The sequence below is a fragment of the Paenibacillus sp. DP01 genome (assembly GCF_044784315.1).
Classification (GTDB): Bacteria; Bacillota; Bacilli; order Paenibacillales; family Paenibacillaceae; genus Paenibacillus; species Paenibacillus polymyxa.
The window spans coordinates 4,678,113-4,697,203 of sequence record NZ_CP173059.1 but is presented as its reverse complement, the minus strand read 5'-3'; the positions used below and the strand labels follow the sequence as shown (position 1 = coordinate 4,697,203).

General features: G+C 45.3%; 16 protein-coding genes. 7 read left to right on the top strand and 9 right to left on the bottom strand.

What is annotated here, in order from left to right; genetic code table 11:
• Positions 1 to 209: 209 nt before the first annotated feature.
• The 6 genes from ACH59B_RS20700 (at position 210) to ACH59B_RS20675 (ending at position 6,318) form a co-directional block, all read left to right on the top strand.
• On the top strand, positions 210 to 1,319 hold the full coding sequence (locus ACH59B_RS20700) for a TolC family protein (RefSeq protein WP_404302546.1): 1,110 nt from the start codon (positions 210 to 212) through the stop codon (positions 1,317 to 1,319).
• A 35-nt stretch (positions 1,320 to 1,354) separates the two neighbouring features.
• Positions 1,355 to 2,827, top strand: coding sequence for an efflux RND transporter periplasmic adaptor subunit (locus tag ACH59B_RS20695; protein ID WP_044787962.1), 1,473 nt, complete (start codon positions 1,355 to 1,357; stop codon positions 2,825 to 2,827).
• On the top strand, positions 2,824 to 3,561 hold the full coding sequence (locus ACH59B_RS20690) for an ABC transporter ATP-binding protein (RefSeq protein WP_016819949.1): 738 nt from the start codon (positions 2,824 to 2,826) through the stop codon (positions 3,559 to 3,561). Before ACH59B_RS20695 ends, ACH59B_RS20690 begins: the two co-directional genes overlap by 4 nt.
• Positions 3,558 to 4,772 carry an ABC transporter permease gene (locus tag ACH59B_RS20685; protein ID WP_151255908.1) on the top strand — a complete coding sequence of 405 codons (1,215 nt, stop codon included), beginning with the start codon at positions 3,558 to 3,560 and terminating at the stop codon, positions 4,770 to 4,772. Before ACH59B_RS20690 ends, ACH59B_RS20685 begins: the two co-directional genes overlap by 4 nt.
• Positions 4,773 to 4,837: 65 nt before the next feature.
• Entirely contained in the window at positions 4,838 to 5,779 is a 942-nt protein-coding gene (locus tag ACH59B_RS20680) for a polysaccharide deacetylase family protein (protein ID WP_263560793.1), read from the top strand.
• 62 nt (positions 5,780 to 5,841) lie between these two features.
• Positions 5,842 to 6,318, top strand: coding sequence for an RNA polymerase sigma factor (locus tag ACH59B_RS20675; protein ID WP_263560792.1), 477 nt, complete (start codon positions 5,842 to 5,844; stop codon positions 6,316 to 6,318).
• Between the two features lie 131 nt (positions 6,319 to 6,449).
• Here ACH59B_RS20675 and ACH59B_RS20670 read toward each other — a convergent pair whose 3' ends face one another.
• From ACH59B_RS20670 to ACH59B_RS20630, 9 genes are all read right to left on the bottom strand, one after another.
• On the bottom strand, positions 6,450 to 7,730 hold the full coding sequence (locus ACH59B_RS20670) for a DUF4038 domain-containing protein (RefSeq protein ID WP_263560791.1): 1,281 nt from the start codon (positions 7,728 to 7,730) through the stop codon (positions 6,450 to 6,452).
• Positions 7,731 to 7,803: 73 nt separating this feature from the next.
• Complete coding sequence (locus ACH59B_RS20665) at positions 7,804 to 9,105, bottom strand: PTS sugar transporter subunit IIC (RefSeq protein ID WP_404302542.1); 1,302 nt, start codon at positions 9,103 to 9,105, stop codon at positions 7,804 to 7,806.
• Between the two features lie 154 nt (positions 9,106 to 9,259).
• Positions 9,260 to 9,559: a PTS sugar transporter subunit IIB gene (locus ACH59B_RS20660; protein WP_016819954.1), complete on the bottom strand. Its 300-nt coding sequence runs from the start codon at positions 9,557 to 9,559 to the stop codon at positions 9,260 to 9,262.
• A complete protein-coding gene (locus ACH59B_RS20655) occupies positions 9,556 to 9,912 on the bottom strand; it encodes a PTS lactose/cellobiose transporter subunit IIA (protein ID WP_016819955.1) in 357 nt (118 codons plus the stop codon). Before ACH59B_RS20655 ends, ACH59B_RS20660 begins: the two co-directional genes overlap by 4 nt.
• A gap of 187 nt (positions 9,913 to 10,099) precedes the next feature.
• Positions 10,100 to 12,046 (bottom strand): BglG family transcription antiterminator, encoded by a 1,947-nt coding sequence (locus ACH59B_RS20650; RefSeq protein ID WP_016819956.1) that lies wholly within the window; start codon positions 12,044 to 12,046, stop codon positions 10,100 to 10,102.
• 130 nt (positions 12,047 to 12,176) lie between these two features.
• The gene (glpK, locus tag ACH59B_RS20645; protein WP_404302539.1) at positions 12,177 to 13,718 is read right to left on the bottom strand and encodes a glycerol kinase GlpK; all 1,542 of its coding nucleotides are present in this window, start codon (positions 13,716 to 13,718) and stop codon (positions 12,177 to 12,179) included.
• Positions 13,719 to 13,733: 15 nt separating this feature from the next.
• Entirely contained in the window at positions 13,734 to 14,669 is a 936-nt protein-coding gene (locus ACH59B_RS20640) for a transketolase family protein (protein WP_031462205.1), read from the bottom strand.
• Between the two features lie 3 nt (positions 14,670 to 14,672).
• A complete protein-coding gene (locus ACH59B_RS20635; protein ID WP_404302536.1) occupies positions 14,673 to 15,518 on the bottom strand; it encodes a transketolase in 846 nt (281 codons plus the stop codon).
• 23 nt (positions 15,519 to 15,541) lie between these two features.
• The gene (locus ACH59B_RS20630; RefSeq protein WP_016819960.1) at positions 15,542 to 17,002 is read right to left on the bottom strand and encodes an L-fucose/L-arabinose isomerase family protein; all 1,461 of its coding nucleotides are present in this window, start codon (positions 17,000 to 17,002) and stop codon (positions 15,542 to 15,544) included.
• A 427-nt stretch (positions 17,003 to 17,429) separates the two neighbouring features.
• On the opposite strand from ACH59B_RS20630, the gene ACH59B_RS20625 reads away from it, so the two are divergent.
• On the top strand, positions 17,430 to 18,869 hold the full coding sequence (locus tag ACH59B_RS20625; protein ID WP_016819961.1) for a 6-phospho-beta-glucosidase: 1,440 nt from the start codon (positions 17,430 to 17,432) through the stop codon (positions 18,867 to 18,869).
• The last annotated feature ends 222 nt before the right edge of the window (positions 18,870 to 19,091 follow it).

Genomic DNA, 19,091 nt, shown 5'->3' with positions numbered 1-19,091 from the left:
TAAGCCACATGAAAAAAAGTTGCAGAAGGGTAGGATTAGACTCCTCCTTTCTGGAATTTTCATCAAATACAAAATAAGGTCTCAATGGGCTGAGAGCCTTGACGAGTAGGTGCAGGGCGAATTTGTTCATCAGAAGATATTTAATTCATATAACAACGCATTAGTGTATTCTATTCAAGTCGATACCATATTTTAAAAGTGGGGATATCATGAAAAAAAGTTTGTTCATTTTATTGCTGCTCGCCTTGTCGGCCAGTTCTTTATCAGAGTCCTTTGTTCAAGCAGAGGAGGCGCAGCAGCAGGTTACCAAAGCGAGCGTGAAACTAACACTGAGCCAAGCCCAGCAATGGGCGCGGTCTAATAGCTTTAGCTTGAAGGAGGCCCAGCAAGCGATAGATCGTAACCGGATTAACCTAAAAAATGCTGGTAAGAATCTGGATTTTATTCCGGCAGGTACAGGCAACGGTGAAGAGGATGCGGCTAGTAGTTCAGCCTGGAAGGGGTATGCTTCATCGACGGTTTCTTATCTGGAATCCAAGAAGCAAATTGAACTTGCCCAAGATCAGACAGACTACGCTGCAATGAAAAACTATTACGATGTACTTTTGGCTGATAACAAAGTGAAGAGTAGTGAGGATGCACTTTCGCTCGCGTTATTAGAGGAAAAGGCTGCTGAAGCGAAGGCCAACCGTGGGAAAATTTCACCAGGTGACCAGAGCACGATTATTCAGACTCGTATAGAGGCTCAAAAGAATGTAGACATTGCAAAGACTGCATTGCGAAAAGCGATGGATTCATTAAATACGCAAATGGGTCAACCTCAAGGTACGGTATATGAACTGGTTGATCGCCCTGTTTACCCCAAAATAGACAACACGAATTTGGATACGTTGGTGACGCGTGCAATCTCGGCGAGTCCTTCGGTGTGGAGACAGGAGGAAGCTGTCAAGCTGGCCAAGATGGAAGTTAAATATTACACCTGGAACTCAGGAACTGATGATTATGAAATTAAGCAGATTGATGTAGATTCAGCAGAAGGCGGACTGGAAAATACCAAGGATCAACTGGCAGAAACCTTGAAGAGTATGTACTTTAACTTACAGCAAAATATTGAACAATACGAGCAAATGCAAAGTAATCTACAGAACGTCAATAAAGTGTTGGACATTTCTCGTAAAAAAAAGGAACGTGGTTTTGCTACGGGTACGGAAGTCGCCACGAATCAATTAAAAGTGAAGCAAATCGAACGGAATATGGATGAACTGATTGTTCAAATGACGTTGCTGCAACATGCTTTGAACAAGCCGTGGAGCGTATAGGATTTAGAAAAAATACTTTTGAAGGGGATATAACATTGTCAGAAATAGAAAAGAAAGATGCATTGCAGGTAGTAAGAAAGAAAAGAAGGCTGAAAAGAATTATAGGCATTTTTGTCCTGATCATTATAGCGGGGATTGGCGGTACTGTTTATATGAACAGGAGTAAGGAAAAGCCTGTGGAGGGTCCTGCAAACCAGATCGTACAGGTACAGAAAACAAACATGACCGAGTCGCTTAAAGTCACTGGAACCGTTCAGGCTTCCAAGGAAGTAAACATTAATTTTACAAATGTCGAGGGTGCCAAGCTCGTCGCTGTCAATGTCAAAGCAGGAGATAGCGTCAAAGCAGGTCAGGTTCTAGCACGATTAGATGATTCGGATGCCAGGCTGCAAATTAAGGATGCCGAATCGAATGTGGCGATTGCAAGAGCCAAACTGGAGGAAGCCAAGCGCGGACCCAAAACGAATGATATAGAGTTGCAGAAAGCTAATGTCTTAAAGGCACAGATGGCGATTAAAACAGCCAAGAACACGATGGAATTAGAGGAAGCCGCTGCTCAAAAGGAGTCGGCCAAGGTGACTTTGGATAAGGCTCAGAAGGATTATGATGACCAGGCTTATCTGGTTCAGAATGATGCGGCAGCAGAAAGTGACCTGGCAACAGCCAAGCAAAATCTGGATAAGGCAAAATTGGATATGAGCAATGTGGAGCTGCAGTACAAGAAGGCACAGACCAAGCAAACTGAGGCGATCGAAGAGGCGGAAATGGGCTATAAAACAGCTTTAATACAATTAAAGGCTGCACAGTCCCCGCCCGAAGCTTCCAACATCCAATCCGCACAGGCTTCTTTATTGCAGGCTGAAACGGCATTAGAGCAGAAGAAAAGTGTCCTGAGTAAATTACAGGTTACGGCGCCGTGGGACGGGATCATTTTGAAGGTCAACGGCGATGTGGGTACCAGTCCTACTGCACCTTTTATTGTAATGAATAATTCAAACACAGGGGCTATGAAGGTTCTTGCCAAGGTTAATGAAAGTGATATTGCTAAATTGAAGACTGGACTTCAGGCGACAATGCACTCGAATTCATTTCCGGACAAACAATTTAAAGGCGAAGTGCTCTTTGTTTCTCCAGAGCCGGTTACCGAATCCAATGTGACTACATACAAAATCGAATTGTCTTTGGATAGCCAAAAGATAAGGCTGCAACCAGGGATGAATATGGATGTATCCCTTCTGTTAGCTGAACACAAAAATGCGTTATCTGTGCCGTTGTTTGCACTGAGATCTGAAGGCGGTGTGGATGGAGTATATGTGGCGAAGAACGCGGCGAATCCGGCGGATTATGAGTTTAGACCAGTGAAACTGGGTGTCTATACAGCAGATCAGGCGGAAATCAAGTCTGGTGTCAAGGACGGTGAGACCATTGTGATCCCACCTCAGGGTGGTAGTGCTGGTTCGAATGGCAGTCCAGAGGGTCAAGACCCTGATGGGGGGCAGGTACAATGAGTGAAACTCAATCCCATAAAGCTGTAATCGAAATTAAAGAACTGAAAAAAATGTATGAGGTAGGCGGTCAGAAGATTCAGGCTCTGCGCAGTGTTAATTTATCTATTAGCGAAGGGGAGTTTGTTGCTATCATGGGGCCCTCTGGTTCGGGCAAGTCTACCATGATGAATGTCATTGGCTGCCTGGATCATCCCGATACCGGAGAGTACTACCTGGATGAGTACTCCATATTGGATGCTAGAGAGAACGAGCTTTCGGAGATTAGAAACCAGAAGCTGGGTTTTGTATTTCAGAAATTCTATCTACTTCCCCGAACTACAGCATTAGCCAATGTAGAGCTGCCTATGATGTATGCAGGTGTACCTGCCAAGGAGCGTCGGGAAAGAGCCGTAGAGGCACTACGCAGCGTTGGCCTTGCAGAACGGATGTACAACAAGCCTAACGAGCTATCTGGTGGTCAGCAGCAACGTGTTTCCATTGCCCGGGCATTGGTGAATAATCCTGTTATTCTGCTGGCGGATGAGCCTACGGGAGCACTGGATACGAAGACGAGTATCGAAATTATGGAATTATTTCAAGGCTTGAATGAGCTGGGAAAAACCATCGTCTTGGTCACGCATGAGCTGGAGATTGCTGAATATGCCAAACGGTTGATCAGCTTTCGGGATGGTAATATTGAACGAGATGAGCCTATTGCAAATAGACGAATTTCATCAAGGAAGGTAAGCCTATGAATGTAATGGAAACCATCCGTGTATCCATGAATAGCTTAATCACTAACAAGCTACGCTCATTTTTAACGATACTCGGTATTATTATCGGGGTGGCAGCAGTTATTGCCATTATGGCGATCGGAAACGGATCTACAGCCCGCATAAAGGCGGAAATTAATAAATTAGGAAATAACGTATTGATGGTTGCGCCGGCTATGAAAATGGTCGATGGTGAAATAGATTATGACCACACACCATCATTTACTTGGGCTGATGTCGAGGCTTTGGAACAAAAGAAGTCTATAGATGCATTAATGCCGAATATAACGAGCAATTCAAAAGCTACGTGGGGGCGATATAACTATAACGCCACTATTGTAGGAACTTCCGCTTCATTTTATAAGGTCAAAAAGTTTTCCTTTGCCGAGGGTAGAACATTTACCAATGACGAGATGGACAAACGCATGAATGTCGCCATACTTGAAAGCCAAGCGGTCCAACGTCTTTTTGGTGGAGATAGCCAAAATGTATTGGGACGGACGTTTCAAATTAAGCAGATCCCCTTCAAGGTAGTCGGAGTATTGGATACTCAGCCAGTTACGAACTTAAGCTACAGTAGTAATGAACAAATTTACATCCCTGCTACAACCATGATGAACCGTCTGGGTGAGGAGAATATTACCAGATTGGACGTGTCTGCCAAGTCACCAGCCTTGATGGATCAGGCTCGCTTAGACATCTTGGAAAGCTTGCGTATGACACACCAGCTAAAACCTTCGGAACCAGATCAATTTGAAATTATGAGTCTGTCAGAGGCAGCAGGTGCAGCTTCTGGTGTAGATAGTATTATGACCAGCCTATTGGGTGGGGTAGCCGCGATATCCCTCGTGGTAGGGGGAATCGGAATTATGAATATTATGATGGTCTCAGTTATAGAGCGTACAAAAGAAATCGGTATTCGGAAAGCCATTGGTGCCAAGCCGAGAGATATTATGATTCAATTCCTGTCTGAAGCGATCATTTTTGGTCTGTTAGGAGGCACAATCGGAGTTGTTACAGGTATAGGAGCTTCCAAAATACTTGAGGCGGCTGCGCATATGACCATTGAATTTACAATCTCGCCTATCATATATTCGTTTCTTAGCTCTGCGGGCACAGGCATCCTATTCGGAGTATATCCGGCTTATAAAGCAGCAAGTTTGAGGCCAATAGATGCATTGAGGTACGAATAATTGAATGGGCACATGGTCGCAACATAAAACGTGAACTGCTTCTAGATTTTGGAGGAACAAATACTATGGAAAAAAGCTATGTGCAAAATAGAACCAGAGCTCATCGGATGAAGAGGAAGAGAAGAAGACTACTGTTTATTATTATCATTTGTATTGTTCTAATTATTTTAAAACTCTTTGACATTTTCAGTAGTAAACCACAACCAGTCAAAACGATTGAATTTGCAGAAAAAATAGAATCCGTATCAACCGACAAATTAAATAACGAATCCAAAGGGAGCGAATTCCCTGTAAAAAATGTTTCGGGTGTTGAGGATGCTGCATTTGTTGAAAAGTACTTAAATCAGCAAATCCAAGGTCAAAAGCCCGATGGGATAGACGGTAAAAAGGTTGTCTATTTATCTTTTGATGATGGGCCATCAGTAACCGTGACGCCTAAGATTTTAGATGTTCTTAAAGAACAAAATGTAAAAGCGACGTTTTTTGTGGTCGGAAAAGCAGTCGAAGAAAATGAAGGTACTAAACATTTAACCAAAAGAATAATTAAGGAAGGGCATGCTATCGGAAATCATACCTACTCACATGATTATGGTTATTTATATCCTAATCAGACTGTGAATTCGAGCATTTTTATGAGCGATATTGAAAAAACAAATCAAATTTTAAAGCAAATTTTGGGACAGGATTTTTCCACAAGAGTGATTCGATTTCCAGGTGGCCATGTGACGTGGCAGAGAAAGGATCCCAAAGGCATGGAAGAGTTAGATGAAATTTTACATGATAAGGATTATCATCAGATTGACTGGAATGTGTTGCCTAAAGATGCGGAAGGTACCTCTAAGAATGCCGAGGAATTAATACACGAATTTATGAAGAGCATTGGGACTAGAGAAAAAGCAGTGGTACTCATGCATGACACTTACGGGAAGGAAGAAACAGCTAAAGCCTTGCCTGAAATCATAACATATTTAAAAAAGCAGGGATATGAATTTAAGACTATAAAATAGCTAGTGTATTTAAGTCAAGGGGAACACCGTAATCCATCGAAACAGAAAGGATAAGCCATAATATGGACATTAAAGATCTGGAAGATCTATATTTATCTCATAAATCAGAACTCCTTGGCTATCTTTTGAGAATAGTGCATAACAAACAGGATGCCGAAGATTTGTTGCATGAATGCTTTATTCGGTTTATAAGAGCTTCCCCTGATTTGCCCGAAGATCGTATCCGATTTTATCTTTTGAGAATTGCTAAAAATTTAGCCATAGATATAATAAGAAAGCGAAAAAAGATGGAGGAATATTTCTTACGTAAGGAGCACGTCTACTATCACTGGGATACCCCCGATTTTGAAATTCAGGATGAGGTTAACCGAATTCTTCTGATGGCAAGTAATACCGAGCAAAGGACGGTACTTAAATTGCGTGTAGTCCAAGGATACTCCATAAAAGAAACGGCTAGAATTTTAAATAAGAGTGAAAATTCAGTGAAATCTTCGCTTCACAGAGCTTCCAAACGTATTAAATTGAGATATATTTCCTGACCACAATGGAGTGCTTGCTTTTTATAACAAGAAGTAAGACAAACAGTCCCGATGAGAAATCTCGATTGCGGGGCTGTTTGTACGTTGTACATAGTAGTTGAAATGATGAAAAAGGCGGTAAGTAATCACGGTTATTTTCTTATGCCAATCAGCAAGACATCAGCTTCAAAATCATGCATCCCAATGATCGTGATTTGCTCTTGCACAGAAATTGAAGCTGTGCCAAAACGACGATTCTCCAGGTCAATGACCGTGAAGTCGTATTCGCTCAAATCCACGTTTAGCTTCAGCACCGTGTTGATTGGAACGTAGATGGCGACCTTGGTGTAATCGGTGCTTACAGCCGCACGAATTTCCTCCGTATTTTTAAGCACTATGTTCCAAGGCTGCATATCTGTAATTCCATATATCCCGAAGAGCCATTTGGCCAATCCATAATCCCATGCCCCTTCAAACTTAAGTGCAGACTGCCAATCATATGGACTGTCGAATCCCTCCCCAGTTACCCCGAACCTTTTGCCTTTTCGATGCCAGCTCCAAATACCGTGGGCTCCATAGGTTATGCCCGCAGACGCCCCGGACAGAAGACTTTGCCAGGCTGCCTTACGAACATCGGCGCGGCTGAAGCGGCCATAGACTTTTCGACTGTAGCCCATTTGTTCATAACAGGGCTCCGAGTTGAGCACCGGTCGGGTGACAGGCTTATTGCAGAAATCCAGTGCGAGTGTATACGCCGTTGGTTGAAATTGTGAATTATGTCCTGACTGGTACATGTAAAAATCCAAATGGGGATCATCAATAAATTCCTCTGGCAGTGCCGCTAATCTTCCTTGAATATGCAGGGTAGTCAGACACTGCGGGCTGTGCTGTTTTATGGTATGGAGAGCAAGTCGGTAATATTGGTTGGCACGCTCGGAAGGGAAATCAGTGTCACCACTTATAATATAAATAGGGTAGAATTTGGAGAACCGATCGGCAATGTAACGTACATAAGGTTCCACTGCCTCAAGTGGCATTTTTTTCTCCTCACGAAGCTTGGCAGCCCAGGTATCCGGGATATAATTACACCATAGTAGAACCAGTGCAGGAACAAAGCCTCTGTTCACAGCCATTTCGATCATCGTCTCGGCTCTGGTAAAGTATTCTTCGTTCAGCATATAAAAATTGTAGCTGCCATCCTCGGCATATGCGAAAGGCTCATAGTTCAAATCGCTGCCACTTGCATCCCATTGGCGCAGCAAATTGATTTGCAGGACATTAAAGCCCTGACTTTTCCGATAATCCAGATAATAGGCCCATTCCTCCAGCGTGATGTTGGTAAATGCGCTCCAAACCGTATCCGCCAAATAAAAAAAGGGGTTCCCCTCATTCATGAAATATCGTTTGTTCTCAGCGATACTCAGTTGAATCAAAAGCTTCCTCTCCTAACGATTGTAATGGCAGAAGCGGCGAGCGTTTATCCGTCCGCCGCTTCTGCTTTTTTTATTATAGGATAACAGGAGTTGCTGTAGTTTCACTTGCTTGCTTTTCCAATTGCTCTTGCGCTTCGAGTTCCTTCTTCAGAGCCTGCTTGTCCAGCGCTCTAAAGAACGGGTAGTAGATCAGCATACTGATCGGAATGAGTACCAATTGTGCGGCGGCTAGTTTCCAACTGCCCTCAATGAAGCCCAGAGCAAAGATAGGGGTGCCGAAAGGCGGGTAAATTCCGATGGGTGCAGGCAACAAGCCGATGTTGGTGGCAATATAGCCGAGTACCGCACAAATGATGGGAGCAACGATAAACGGAATGGCTAGCAACGGGTTCAATACCATTGGAATTCCGAAGATCAACGGCTCGTGAATGGAGAAAAAGGTACCCGGAAGACCAAGCTTGCCGATCGTGCGAAGCTGCTTGCTCTTGGCCAGGAAAACCAATAGCAGAGCAAATCCAAGCATCGGTGCATAGTTGCAGTAGATGGACCAGAAGGCCAGACCGATCGTGTTCGGAAGTGGAGCGCCTGCCTGGAAAGCGTCAAGGTTAGCTAGATCCAGACTCATCCAGATGGGTTTAACGATAGCGAGTATAACAATTGCACCGTGAATTCCGAACATCCACAGAGCCTGCATAATGATCAGCGCGATAATTAAAGCGCCGAGTGATCCGCCCAACCCTTCCAGTGGTATTTGGAGATAAGTGTAGATAAAATCGTGAACTGTACCAAATGGGGTCTGCATGAACAAACCAGCAACGATAACAAACACAAGGGCTACTAAGACAGCTGGGATCAAGCCTGAGAAGGTTTTGACAACGGTAGGCGGGACCCCGTCAGGCATTTTAATCGTCCAATTGCGGTCAACAATCCAAATATACAACCGTGCAGCAATCAAACCGACGATCATGGCAACGAACAATCCCTGCGCGCCGAGCCATTGAAGTGGCAAGGCACGAACTTTATCAAAGGTTTGGATCGGTGTAACGATAAGAAAAGAGAGAAGAGCGGTTGCCGCTGGCACAAGGGGGTCCTTGTCAAAAGCTTGCGCCAGTCTGTAGGCGATAAAAAATACCGCATACAGTGCAATGATGCCAGTGGTCATTGTCGATGCCAACCCGATTATAGCCTTTACGGGTGCAATAAGATTCTGGTAAGGCTCCCAAGCAAGTGCAGAGAAGAGGGTTGCAAATGCTCCGATAATCAGAAAAGGAAGGGTGGACATCAGCCCGTTGGAAATTGCGCTCATGTAACGGTTTTGCTGAATTGTACCCGCCACTTTTTGAAGCTTATAAGAGAATTTTTGTTGGCTAGCCATATTTATTCAACTCCTACGATAGGCTTTCATCCGCCTATATAATAACTTAGAGAACGCTTTCATTTGGCGAAACACCATGCAGAATATCATATATCGTTGCCCGATTTGACCAACCTTCTTGTTCGGTCTGGTGATGAGCATCTGACTCTGAGCTTTACAGCTTAAGCGCGTCTCCTAGCACTTTTTCGCCGTTCATCATTCCATAGTCTACTATATTGATAACACTTACCTTAATGCCTTTAGGTTCATATTTTGCCTTGAAATCATCCTGCAGGTAGCCGACCTGTGGTCCAATTAGCAGTACATCTGTCTTGTCAGCATATTCTTTAAACGAACTTTCGGAAGTCGCCCTAATTTCAACCTCAAGCTTTTGTGCTTGTGCGGCCTTTTGCATTTTCTGTACCAACATACTTGTAGACATTCCTGCAGCACATACGAGTGTAATTTGTTTCATCCGTTGTTCCCTCCATTGGAAGTGTGATTTGTGATATCTTCATAGCGATTCAATCTGTTGTAAAGCTCAATCATATGTCCCGCCAGATCTTTAGTTGTGATGGCTGACATAAGGTGATCTTGAGCATGTACCATAAGCAGTGTGACTTCGTGGGCGGTTCCGCCAGCTTCCTGTTGAATCAGTCTCGTTTGTGATTTATGAGCTTTAACCAATTCGGCTTTGCTTTCTTCAAGCCGCTCTGCCGCCAACTGTGTGTTACCCTTTTGAGCAAGAGCGATTGCTTCCATCGCTTTACTCTTGGCAACACCTGAGTTGGTGATAATCCCCATAATGATTTCTTGATACTCCTCCATCTCGTTCACCTCATGCTTTTTTCTCTTTAACTTACAGTTTCAGTGTATAGGTTTACTGCCGAGATCTAAACCCAAGTCTTTTCCGCCAGTAGCGGAAATTCATTCATTGCTGTTACTCGTCCATTTTAAAAAGCTCCGAAGCAGCACCTGTTCTGTGATATCAGCTGGATGCACTGCGGAGCTTGGTTCAATACAGCTTATATTTAACGATAATCCTGGAGAATTCCTCGTACGTTTCGCAATTTAACATCTGCTGGACGATATCCGAATTGTCGACCAGTTCCATGAGATGGTTATACATTTTAGCGGGTGGCTCTTTACCGTTTCTTTCAATGCTGAGAAGACAGATGAACTGCACCGGTTTGTCGCCCCACTCGATAGGTTGTTGAAGGGTGCAGACCGCCCATACGGTTTGATTGCTTTGCGGAATGATAGGGTGAGGAATGGCTACCAAATTTCCGTAAGCCGTGGGTGCGGCCTGTTCTCGTTCCAGAACGAGTCCAATAAAGCCTTCGGCAGAGCGGATCAGCCCTTCAGCATATATTTTTTGGCCCAGAAATGAGATGACCTCTTCCTTGGTGGTAAAATTTTGTCTCAGAAATACGAGTTCCTTCCGGATGTAGTGAAAATCAAACTCGGCTTCACCAGCCAGCAAACTTTCAATTTTATCCATATCGCTGCCGCCAAGAAGAGTATGCACGACCACGACTGGAACCGATAATGGCAGCTGAATGGGAATGGTGCTCACCACGAAATCAATGTCATGGAGGGGAAACTGCTGAAGCTTGTAATATTCCGTTGTACCCGCCACTTCAAGCGAGCTACCAAAAGTGCTTTGCAGTTTGTACTTGAGCAGCCGGGCGCTTCCGACTCCTGAAGTGCAGACGACCAGACAGCGTTTTGGCCGGGTGTTCATACGCTGTCGTTCGATGGCTGCCCCGATATGAATGGCGAGATAGCCCATCTCTGCTTCCGGGATGGCAATATTCAGCTTGCTCTCGATCAGCTTGGCACCAATAACTCCCGCTTGAAAAGCCAGAGGGTAGTTGCTCTTGACATGATCCAGCATGGGGTTTCGGATGTTCATTCCATACTTTACCCGGTTCAGCGCTGGCTTCAGATGAAGGCAGATGCCTATGAGCAGTTCTGTATCACAGCTGATGTTCAGATTCAAATCCCTGTCGATCTCGGCGAGCATTTCCTTGCCCAGTTCAAAGAGGTTCCAGTCCAGCAGCTTCTCGGGTCCCATGTCCTCTATAGGGTGTCCTTCAATTCTGACAAACCACTTGTTTCCGGCAAGATGCATGGCAATGTAGGCGATTTCATTTTCGGGAAAAGACAACTGCAATTCCTTTTCGATCAGCTCGACAATATGCTCGGCAGCCCGAAATTCATCGGTGCCCCGCAGATCTCCTATTTCCGCCGAGAGCATAGCTACCTGGTTTCCGTCACGGATGCGCTTGCAGGCGATCGCAATATGAATGGACAAATTGCTGAAGGCGATATCGGAGAGTGTTACTTCATATTTCTGAGTCTGTTCCAGAACGATTCCACAAATCAGCGTCATTTCGCGCGGGGTGACGATGCGCAGCGCTGCATGAAATGTTCCGCCTTGTTCTTCGGAACGGCTCACAATAAACTCGGACAAGCAAAACCGAAGCTGGACTTCATCACCTTTCAGTTTGATTCCGTAATTTGGCCGTTTATCAATGGTGATTCCGTAGCTTTGTAGGGTTTGTTTAACCTCTTTGAAATCATTCTGCACCGTAGACTTGCTTATATATAGCTCATCTGCGAGGTCTTCCAGCTTCACATAATGATCAGCGAGCAGGAGACGCTTGATTAAATACAATTGCCGATAGCCGGGAGAACCTGGATCATCGGGCTCGCCGGACAGGAACAGCTGCTGCAGCAGCGCACGAAAGCTACGATGATCCGTAATTTTTAGTTCATATCCCCTTGAACGAACAGGTTCAATTGCTGCCCCGTGCTTGGATAGAAATTCATCTAGTTCCCGGATATCGCTGCGAATGGTACGTGAAGTAACTTGAATCAATTTGGCGAGATAATCACTTTTGACGGGAGCATCGGCAGCCAGCAAGTACTGAAGAATTGAAACCATGCGTGCATTCATTCAAGGTTTCCCCCTTTCTGTAAAGCGGAATACATGCAGTGTACATAAAAAACCTCCGATTATCCAAGTGTAACACCTGTAAAATAATCGGAAGCTTGTAGTAAGCTCAAAAGTAAATGAGGAAGATTCATCAACAATTAGCGGAAGAAGATGGTGTAAGCGGTTGTTCTGAACGTATTACCATCTGCACTGCATTCTGCCAACCTGCATAAAGCCGCTGGCGGCTGACTTCATCCATACTAGGAGTGTAGTGCTCATACAGATTCTGATCAGAGGTATTTCCCGTGATGATGCCTTTAGGATCTGACCAGTATCCGACACCGAGACCGCCCAGATACACAGAACCCATTGCAGACAGCTCGGCACAGGTAGAGCGGGTAACGTGGCTACCCAGAATATCTGCCTGAAACTGCATGAGCCAGCTGTTAGATGAGCCCCCGCCATCCGTACGTAAACTAGTAAGGGGCACACCGGATTGTTCACGTATAAATTGAACCGCATCTCTCACTTGATACCCGATGCTCTCCAGCGCTGCGCGTACAATATGTGCTTTGCCGTTTCCACGAGTCATACCCACAATTGCAGCACGTGCAGAGGGATTCCAGTAGGGAGCACCTAAACCGACAAAAGCAGGGACCAGATATACGCCCTCATTGTCCTGCAATTCGGTGATCATGGATTGCATTTCCTCAAATGAAGAGAATAATCCTAAATTATCCCGTGCCCATTTTATACTGTCTCCGGTTGTACGTATAACAGCTTCCAATGCATAAGATACCTTTCCTGAAGCCCCCCAGGCAATCGTTGTAACCAAGCCTTCGCCGCCCTGTACGGGTTGCGAACCAATATTCATAAGTACAGATGTTCCAGTCCCATATGTCGCTTTGGCATCGCCAGTATCGAAGCAACGATGCCCGTACAGTGCACCCTGTGAATCTCCGATTATCCCTGATATTGCTACTTGTTCGTCCCATAATTCAACTTCCTGTGTATAGCCATACAAGGCATCGGATGCTTTTACCTCAGGGAGCAGGGAGGAAGGAACACCGAATATACTGCACAACTCCATATCCCAAGCCAGAGTATGAATGTTAAAAAGGGAAGTCCGGCTGGCGTTACTGTAATCGGTTGCATGTATTTGACCGCCCGTAAGCTTCCATAGCAGCCAGCTGTCAATAGTCCCTGCAAGTAGTTTACCTTCAGCAAGCAATTGGGGGGCATGAGGTACATGTTCCAAAATCCAATTGAACTTGGCGGCAGAGAAATAAGGATCGAGCATTAGACCTGTCTTGGAGCGTATAATATCTTCATAGCCAGTATTCTTCAACCGTGTGCAGACCTCTGCCGTTCGCTGGCATTGCCATACAATGGCATTATAGATAGGCAAGCCAGTAGAACGGTCCCAGATCAGAGCCGTTTCTCGCTGATTCGTAATGGTTACTGCGGCCAGCGAGGAAGGAGAAAGCCCTGCTTTCTCCAGTACGCCTTTCGCAGCAATAAGCACATTGCGATATATCTCAAGCGGGTCGTGTTCAACCCAGCCCGACTGCGGGTAATATTGCTTGTGCTCCAAAGAATAACGGGTAATCACTTCGCCTTGCTGATTAACCAGCAGTGTTTTGGTTCCGGAAGTGCTTTGATCGATCGCCAGAATATAGGTCTCGATATTCATTACAGCTACAGCTCCTTACTTGTTCATCAATTCGAGCACAATCTTGCTGATATTTTCAGAGGTAAGTCCATAATGTTCAAAGACTTCAGCTGTTTTGCCGGCAATCGCCGGCTCATCCGGTATGCCCAGCATTTTCATAGGAATCGGTTGATGTTGAACCACCACTTCTGCTACAGCGGCACCCAAGCCTCCGAATACACTATGCTCCTCTACGGTGACAATACCTCCCGTTTCCCGGGCTGCGGCGATGATCGCTTTCTCATCAAGTGGCTTGATGGTGTGCATATTGAGAACACGAGCTTTAATACCCATCTGCCCTAGCAACTCAGCCGCATCCAGAATGATACGGACGGTCTCACCAGCGCCAATTAGGGTAATGTCTGATCCTTCTTGTAGGGTAACAGCTTTCCCAATCTCAAACGGATAATCATCGGACGGATAGACATCCTCAACAGCATTACGTCCGATCCTTACATATGCGCCTCCTTCATGCTGAACCAGCGCTTCGGTCATTTTCTTGGTTTCATGACGATCGGCGGGGAGTAAAACCATCAAACCAGGAATCGCTCTGGCGACAGCAATATCTTGGACAGAGTGGTGGGACATTCCTAGTGCACCGTAGCTAACACCACCGCTTATCCCAATCAGCTTTACATTGGTTCCGGAATAGGCTACATCTACCTTGATCTGCTCAATACTACGCATGCTCAGGAAGCAGGCAGGAGAGGTGACGAACGGCTTTTTACCGCTGTGTGCGAGTCCAGCAGACATACCGACGATATTTTGTTCGGCGATGCCTACCTCCACAAATTGTTCCGGATAGGCATCGGCAAAGGGAGCCATAGCAGCAGAGCCGCGAGAATCACTAGCCAACACCATAATATCCCGATCCTCTTTGGCAAGGCTAAGCAGCGTTTCACAGATGACCTGACGATTTGGGATTTTGTTCATTGTTTATCTCACCTGTCCTTCCCCGGATAATTCGTCTATTTCTTGTGTCAGTTCCGCCAGTGCGCGTTCAAGTTCATCATCACTTGGAATACGGTGATGCCAGCCTGGAACACCCTCGGCAAAGGATACACCTTTTCCCTTGATCGTGTTTGCCAGCACCAACGTTGGTTTGCCTTCAATTTCAGGGACATTGCGGAATGTATGGATCAGTTCCTCCATGCTGTTGCCGTCAATGGAGATCACGTTCCAGCCGAAAGCGGCCCACTTTTCCTCCAGCGGTTCAAGTCCCATAACCTCCTCGGTTGTACCGCTAATTTGCAGGCCGTTGCGGTCAATGATGCCGACAAGATTATCCAGTTTGTAATGGGCACCTGCCATAGCAGCTTCCCAATTGGAGCCTTCAGCTTGCTCTCCGTCACCCATGAGACAGAATACACGGTAGGATCGCCCGTCACGCTTGGCAGCCAGTGCCATGCCGACTGAGATGGGGAGGCCATGGCCCAATGCGCCTGTATTCATCTCAACACCGGGAACCTTATTGTTCGGATGCCCAATCAGACGGGTTCCGAACTGGCTATAGGTTTCCAGTTCTTCTTTAGGGAAGAAACCAAGGTCTGCCAGAATACACCATAAAGACTCGACGGAATGTCCCTTGCTGGCAATAAAGCGGTCACGTTCCTCCCATTTAGGATTAGTGATATCAATATTCATGATTTCGTAGTATAGGGCGGTGAGTATATCCGTATTGCTCAGCGAGCCTCCTGTATGCCCTGTTTTGGCACGATGAATAATGGTGAGCAGGTCCTTACGGATTTGTGCGGCTTTAATTTTCAAGTCTAGGATTTCCATAGTGCCCTCCTGAAATAATATAGTTAAACCAGAATACCCGACTTGGTGACAGCGAGATCGGAACCACGCAACCAGCGTTGAATTTCCTGTTCGGTAGGATCTACCGGATCTGCCGTGACACCTGGAAGGTAATTGCAGGCCTCGTACAGAGCCGGGATGACATTAGCATGAATGCCAACAGAGTGATGGACGTAAGGACCTTTGACGAGCTTTTCTTCCCATAACGGCCAGTCGTTGACCTCTACCCAGACATACGAGCCGCGGGTATAAGGTCCCTCAATTCCTTTAGCTTTGCCGAGGAAAATGGAATAATCTCCATGATCACCATCAAAACGGGCGATGGTCATGCCGCCGCCTTTGATTTGTCCTTCATGTGTGCCTGGTGCGTGATCATCGAACAGGAAGTGCTTGCGTAGTTTGGGTTTGTTCTCAATAGACATGGATACTGGAAAGTTCCCGCAGTGGAAAAGAAGCTCTCCATTGTCATTCTCAGGATGACGTACCGTAATATCAGCGAAAAAAGTGGGGAGTTCGTTCATCGCAGCCGCTTGTACCATAACCGAAGTAATTGCTCCGTGAATATCGGTTTCGCAGGTGACCGGAATTTGTTCATCTGTCAAAATGGCATTGGCCAGACAAGGCATAATTCCCATAGCTTCCTGGAGGGAGGACCAGCATTGGATCGCGATGGCTGTACTTCCCGTTTCGATAGCGTAGGATTTCATGGCTACTTTAAGTGCAGCAATGCGTCTGATATCTTCTTCGGTGACTTCACTGTAGTCCAGCTTCTCTTTGATATAATCAATCGCTTCTGAAAGTTCAGCACTGCTCCCGGCTGCAATTTTCTTTGAACGCAGCTGAATATCTACTAGCGTAATTGGATGAATCTCAATACCGAATCGCTCCAACAGCTCCCCTTCATTGCAGATCATAGTCCAAAAGGAAGCAGGACGAGGACCTATCTGGAGAATTCGTAAACTTTTGAACTGTCGTACTACATTGGCAGCCGAGATAAAATTGTTAAAGCCTCGTTCAAATACCGGATCGGCTACACGACTGTTTGTGATATAGGTAAAAGGGACATTAAAGCGGCGAAGCACCTTTCCGCTAGCGAACAATCCACACTGGGTGTCCCGTAATCTCATGCCGTCGGCCAACGGAGCCTCATCACGTGGACCCCACAATAGAACCGGCTTGCCAAGTGCCTTGCCCACACGGGCAACCGTATCCTCGGTACCAAAATTACAGTGGGGGAAGAAAACGGCGTCCACTTCCTCTTCCTTGAAACGTTTGATAATCAAGTCCGCATTAATATGGTCGTCATACAGCAAACCTTCCTCATTAAGCCCTTCCAAATCCACGATATCAATGTTCATTCCGAAGCTCTCGATTTGTTGGCGAATGGCAACTTTGTAGCGGAATGCATCTTCAGCACTGAAGGTGAATCGTCGAGTAGGCGCATAACCCAGTTTCAGCTTTTTCATGAATAACTCTCCTTGTACTAGAAGTAAACAAATTAAAATTTCACTAAACAAAACTAAATTGTAGTGGATAAATTATATAAATTTTTATTTTCAAAGTCATCGTATCACCTCTGTAAACCGCTGTCAATTAGCTTGTTTATAAAAAATTAGTTGTTTAGTTTAGTTATTTTGCGAAAATAAACTAAAAATTCGTATTTTGTTTAGAGTGAATAGCGTATGTATCATATCTATTAAATTTGACAGGCTCCTAAATCTTTGTTAGAGTTTCAATCAAATATGAATAACCTTTTCATGGGATGTTACCGTTAGGGCATAACCTGAATCGGCTTGTTTACACCGCAAGTGTAACCAGGCTGGTTTGGGTTTTTTTATTATTCATCTCCCTTTCTGTACACCCTTTTATCACACATTTGGAAGGAGAACGTTTATGTCCAGTTATATTTTTCCTAAAGACTTTTTATGGGGCGGTGCTCTTGCAGCCAACCAGGCCGAGGGGGCTTATTTGGAAGACGGTAAAGGATTGAGCCTGGTGGATCTGCTGCCTACCGGAGAGAAGAGAAGAAGCATAATGAAAGGGAATGTTCCTTCGCTAACCCCACTTGAAAGCGAATTCTATCCTTCCCATGAAGCCATTGACTTCTATCACCAATATCGCGAGGATATTGCACTATTTGCAGAAATGGGTTTCAAAGCACTGCGTGTTTCCATTGCCTGGGCTCGTATTTTTCCAACTGGAGAAGACGCTACTCCCAATGAGGCGGGGCTGCAATTTTACGATGATTTGTTCGATGAATTGCATAAACATGGCATTCAGCCGGTTGTGACCCTTGCTCATTTTGACGTGCCGGTAGCTCTGATCGAGAAGTACGGAAGCTGGCGCAACCGGAAACTGGTTGGTCTGTTTGAAACCTATGCCAATACCGTATTCACTCGTTACAAGGATAAAGTGAAATACTGGATGACGTTTAATGAAATCAACATGCTGCTCCACTTGCCGTTTCTCGGTGCAGGGCTTGTATTCCAAGAAGGCGAAAACGTTAAACAAATTCAGTACCAGGCTGCGCATCATCAGCTTGTTGCAAGCGCGCTGGCTGTAAAAGCATGTCACGAGATCATTCCAGATGCGAAAATTGGCTGTATGCTTGCTGCTGGAAGCTTCTATCCGTATACATGTAATCCCGAAGATGTGTATCAGGGGATGGAAAAAGACCGCGAGTCCTACTTCTTCATTGATGTACAGTCACGCGGCGAATATCCTGGTTATGCCAAACGCTTCTTCAAGGATCATGGACTAAACATCGAGATGGAATCCGGCGACGCAGCCATTTTGAAAGACCATACCGTCGACTACATCGGATTTAGCTATTATTCGAGCCGGACAACCAGCACAGACCCGGAAGTTGTCAAAAATATGACCAGTGGTAATGTATTCGGTTCCGTGGCTAATCCATATTTGGACAAATCCGAATGGGGCTGGACGATCGATCCAAAAGGATTCCGCATTACAGCCAACCAATTGCATGACCGTTACCAAAAGCCTCTTTTCGTAGTGGAAAATGGCTTTGGTGCCAATGACGTGGTTTCACCTGAAGGAGAAGTGAATGACGATTACCGAATCGACTATCTCAAGCGACATATTGCTGAAATGGGTGAGGCTCTTCAAGACGGCGTCGAAATTATCGGTTACACCAGCTGGGGACCTATTGATATTGTCAGCGCATCCTCTGGAGAAATGAAAAAACGCTATGGTTACATTTATGTAGACCGTGACAATGAAGGCAACGGTACGTTGAAACGTATTAAAAAGAAAAGCTTTGACTGGTATAAAAACGTAATTCATTCCGATGGTGAAAATCTCGGCGAATAGTCGTACGACAAGAAAATAGGATCGGACGTCCTGAATCAACGGGAATTTCCGATCCTCGTTTCTCAATTGAAAGCGTTGACAATCGTTCCTTTTCGGGCTATACTTGACGCAATTCCATCATTTTTAGGATTGTTACTGCAGAGCAGGCAAAACCTAAGCAACGAATAAGCGGATTTTACAGTCTTGTTTATTTGGCGTGCTTCGGTTTTTTTTGTTTGCAAT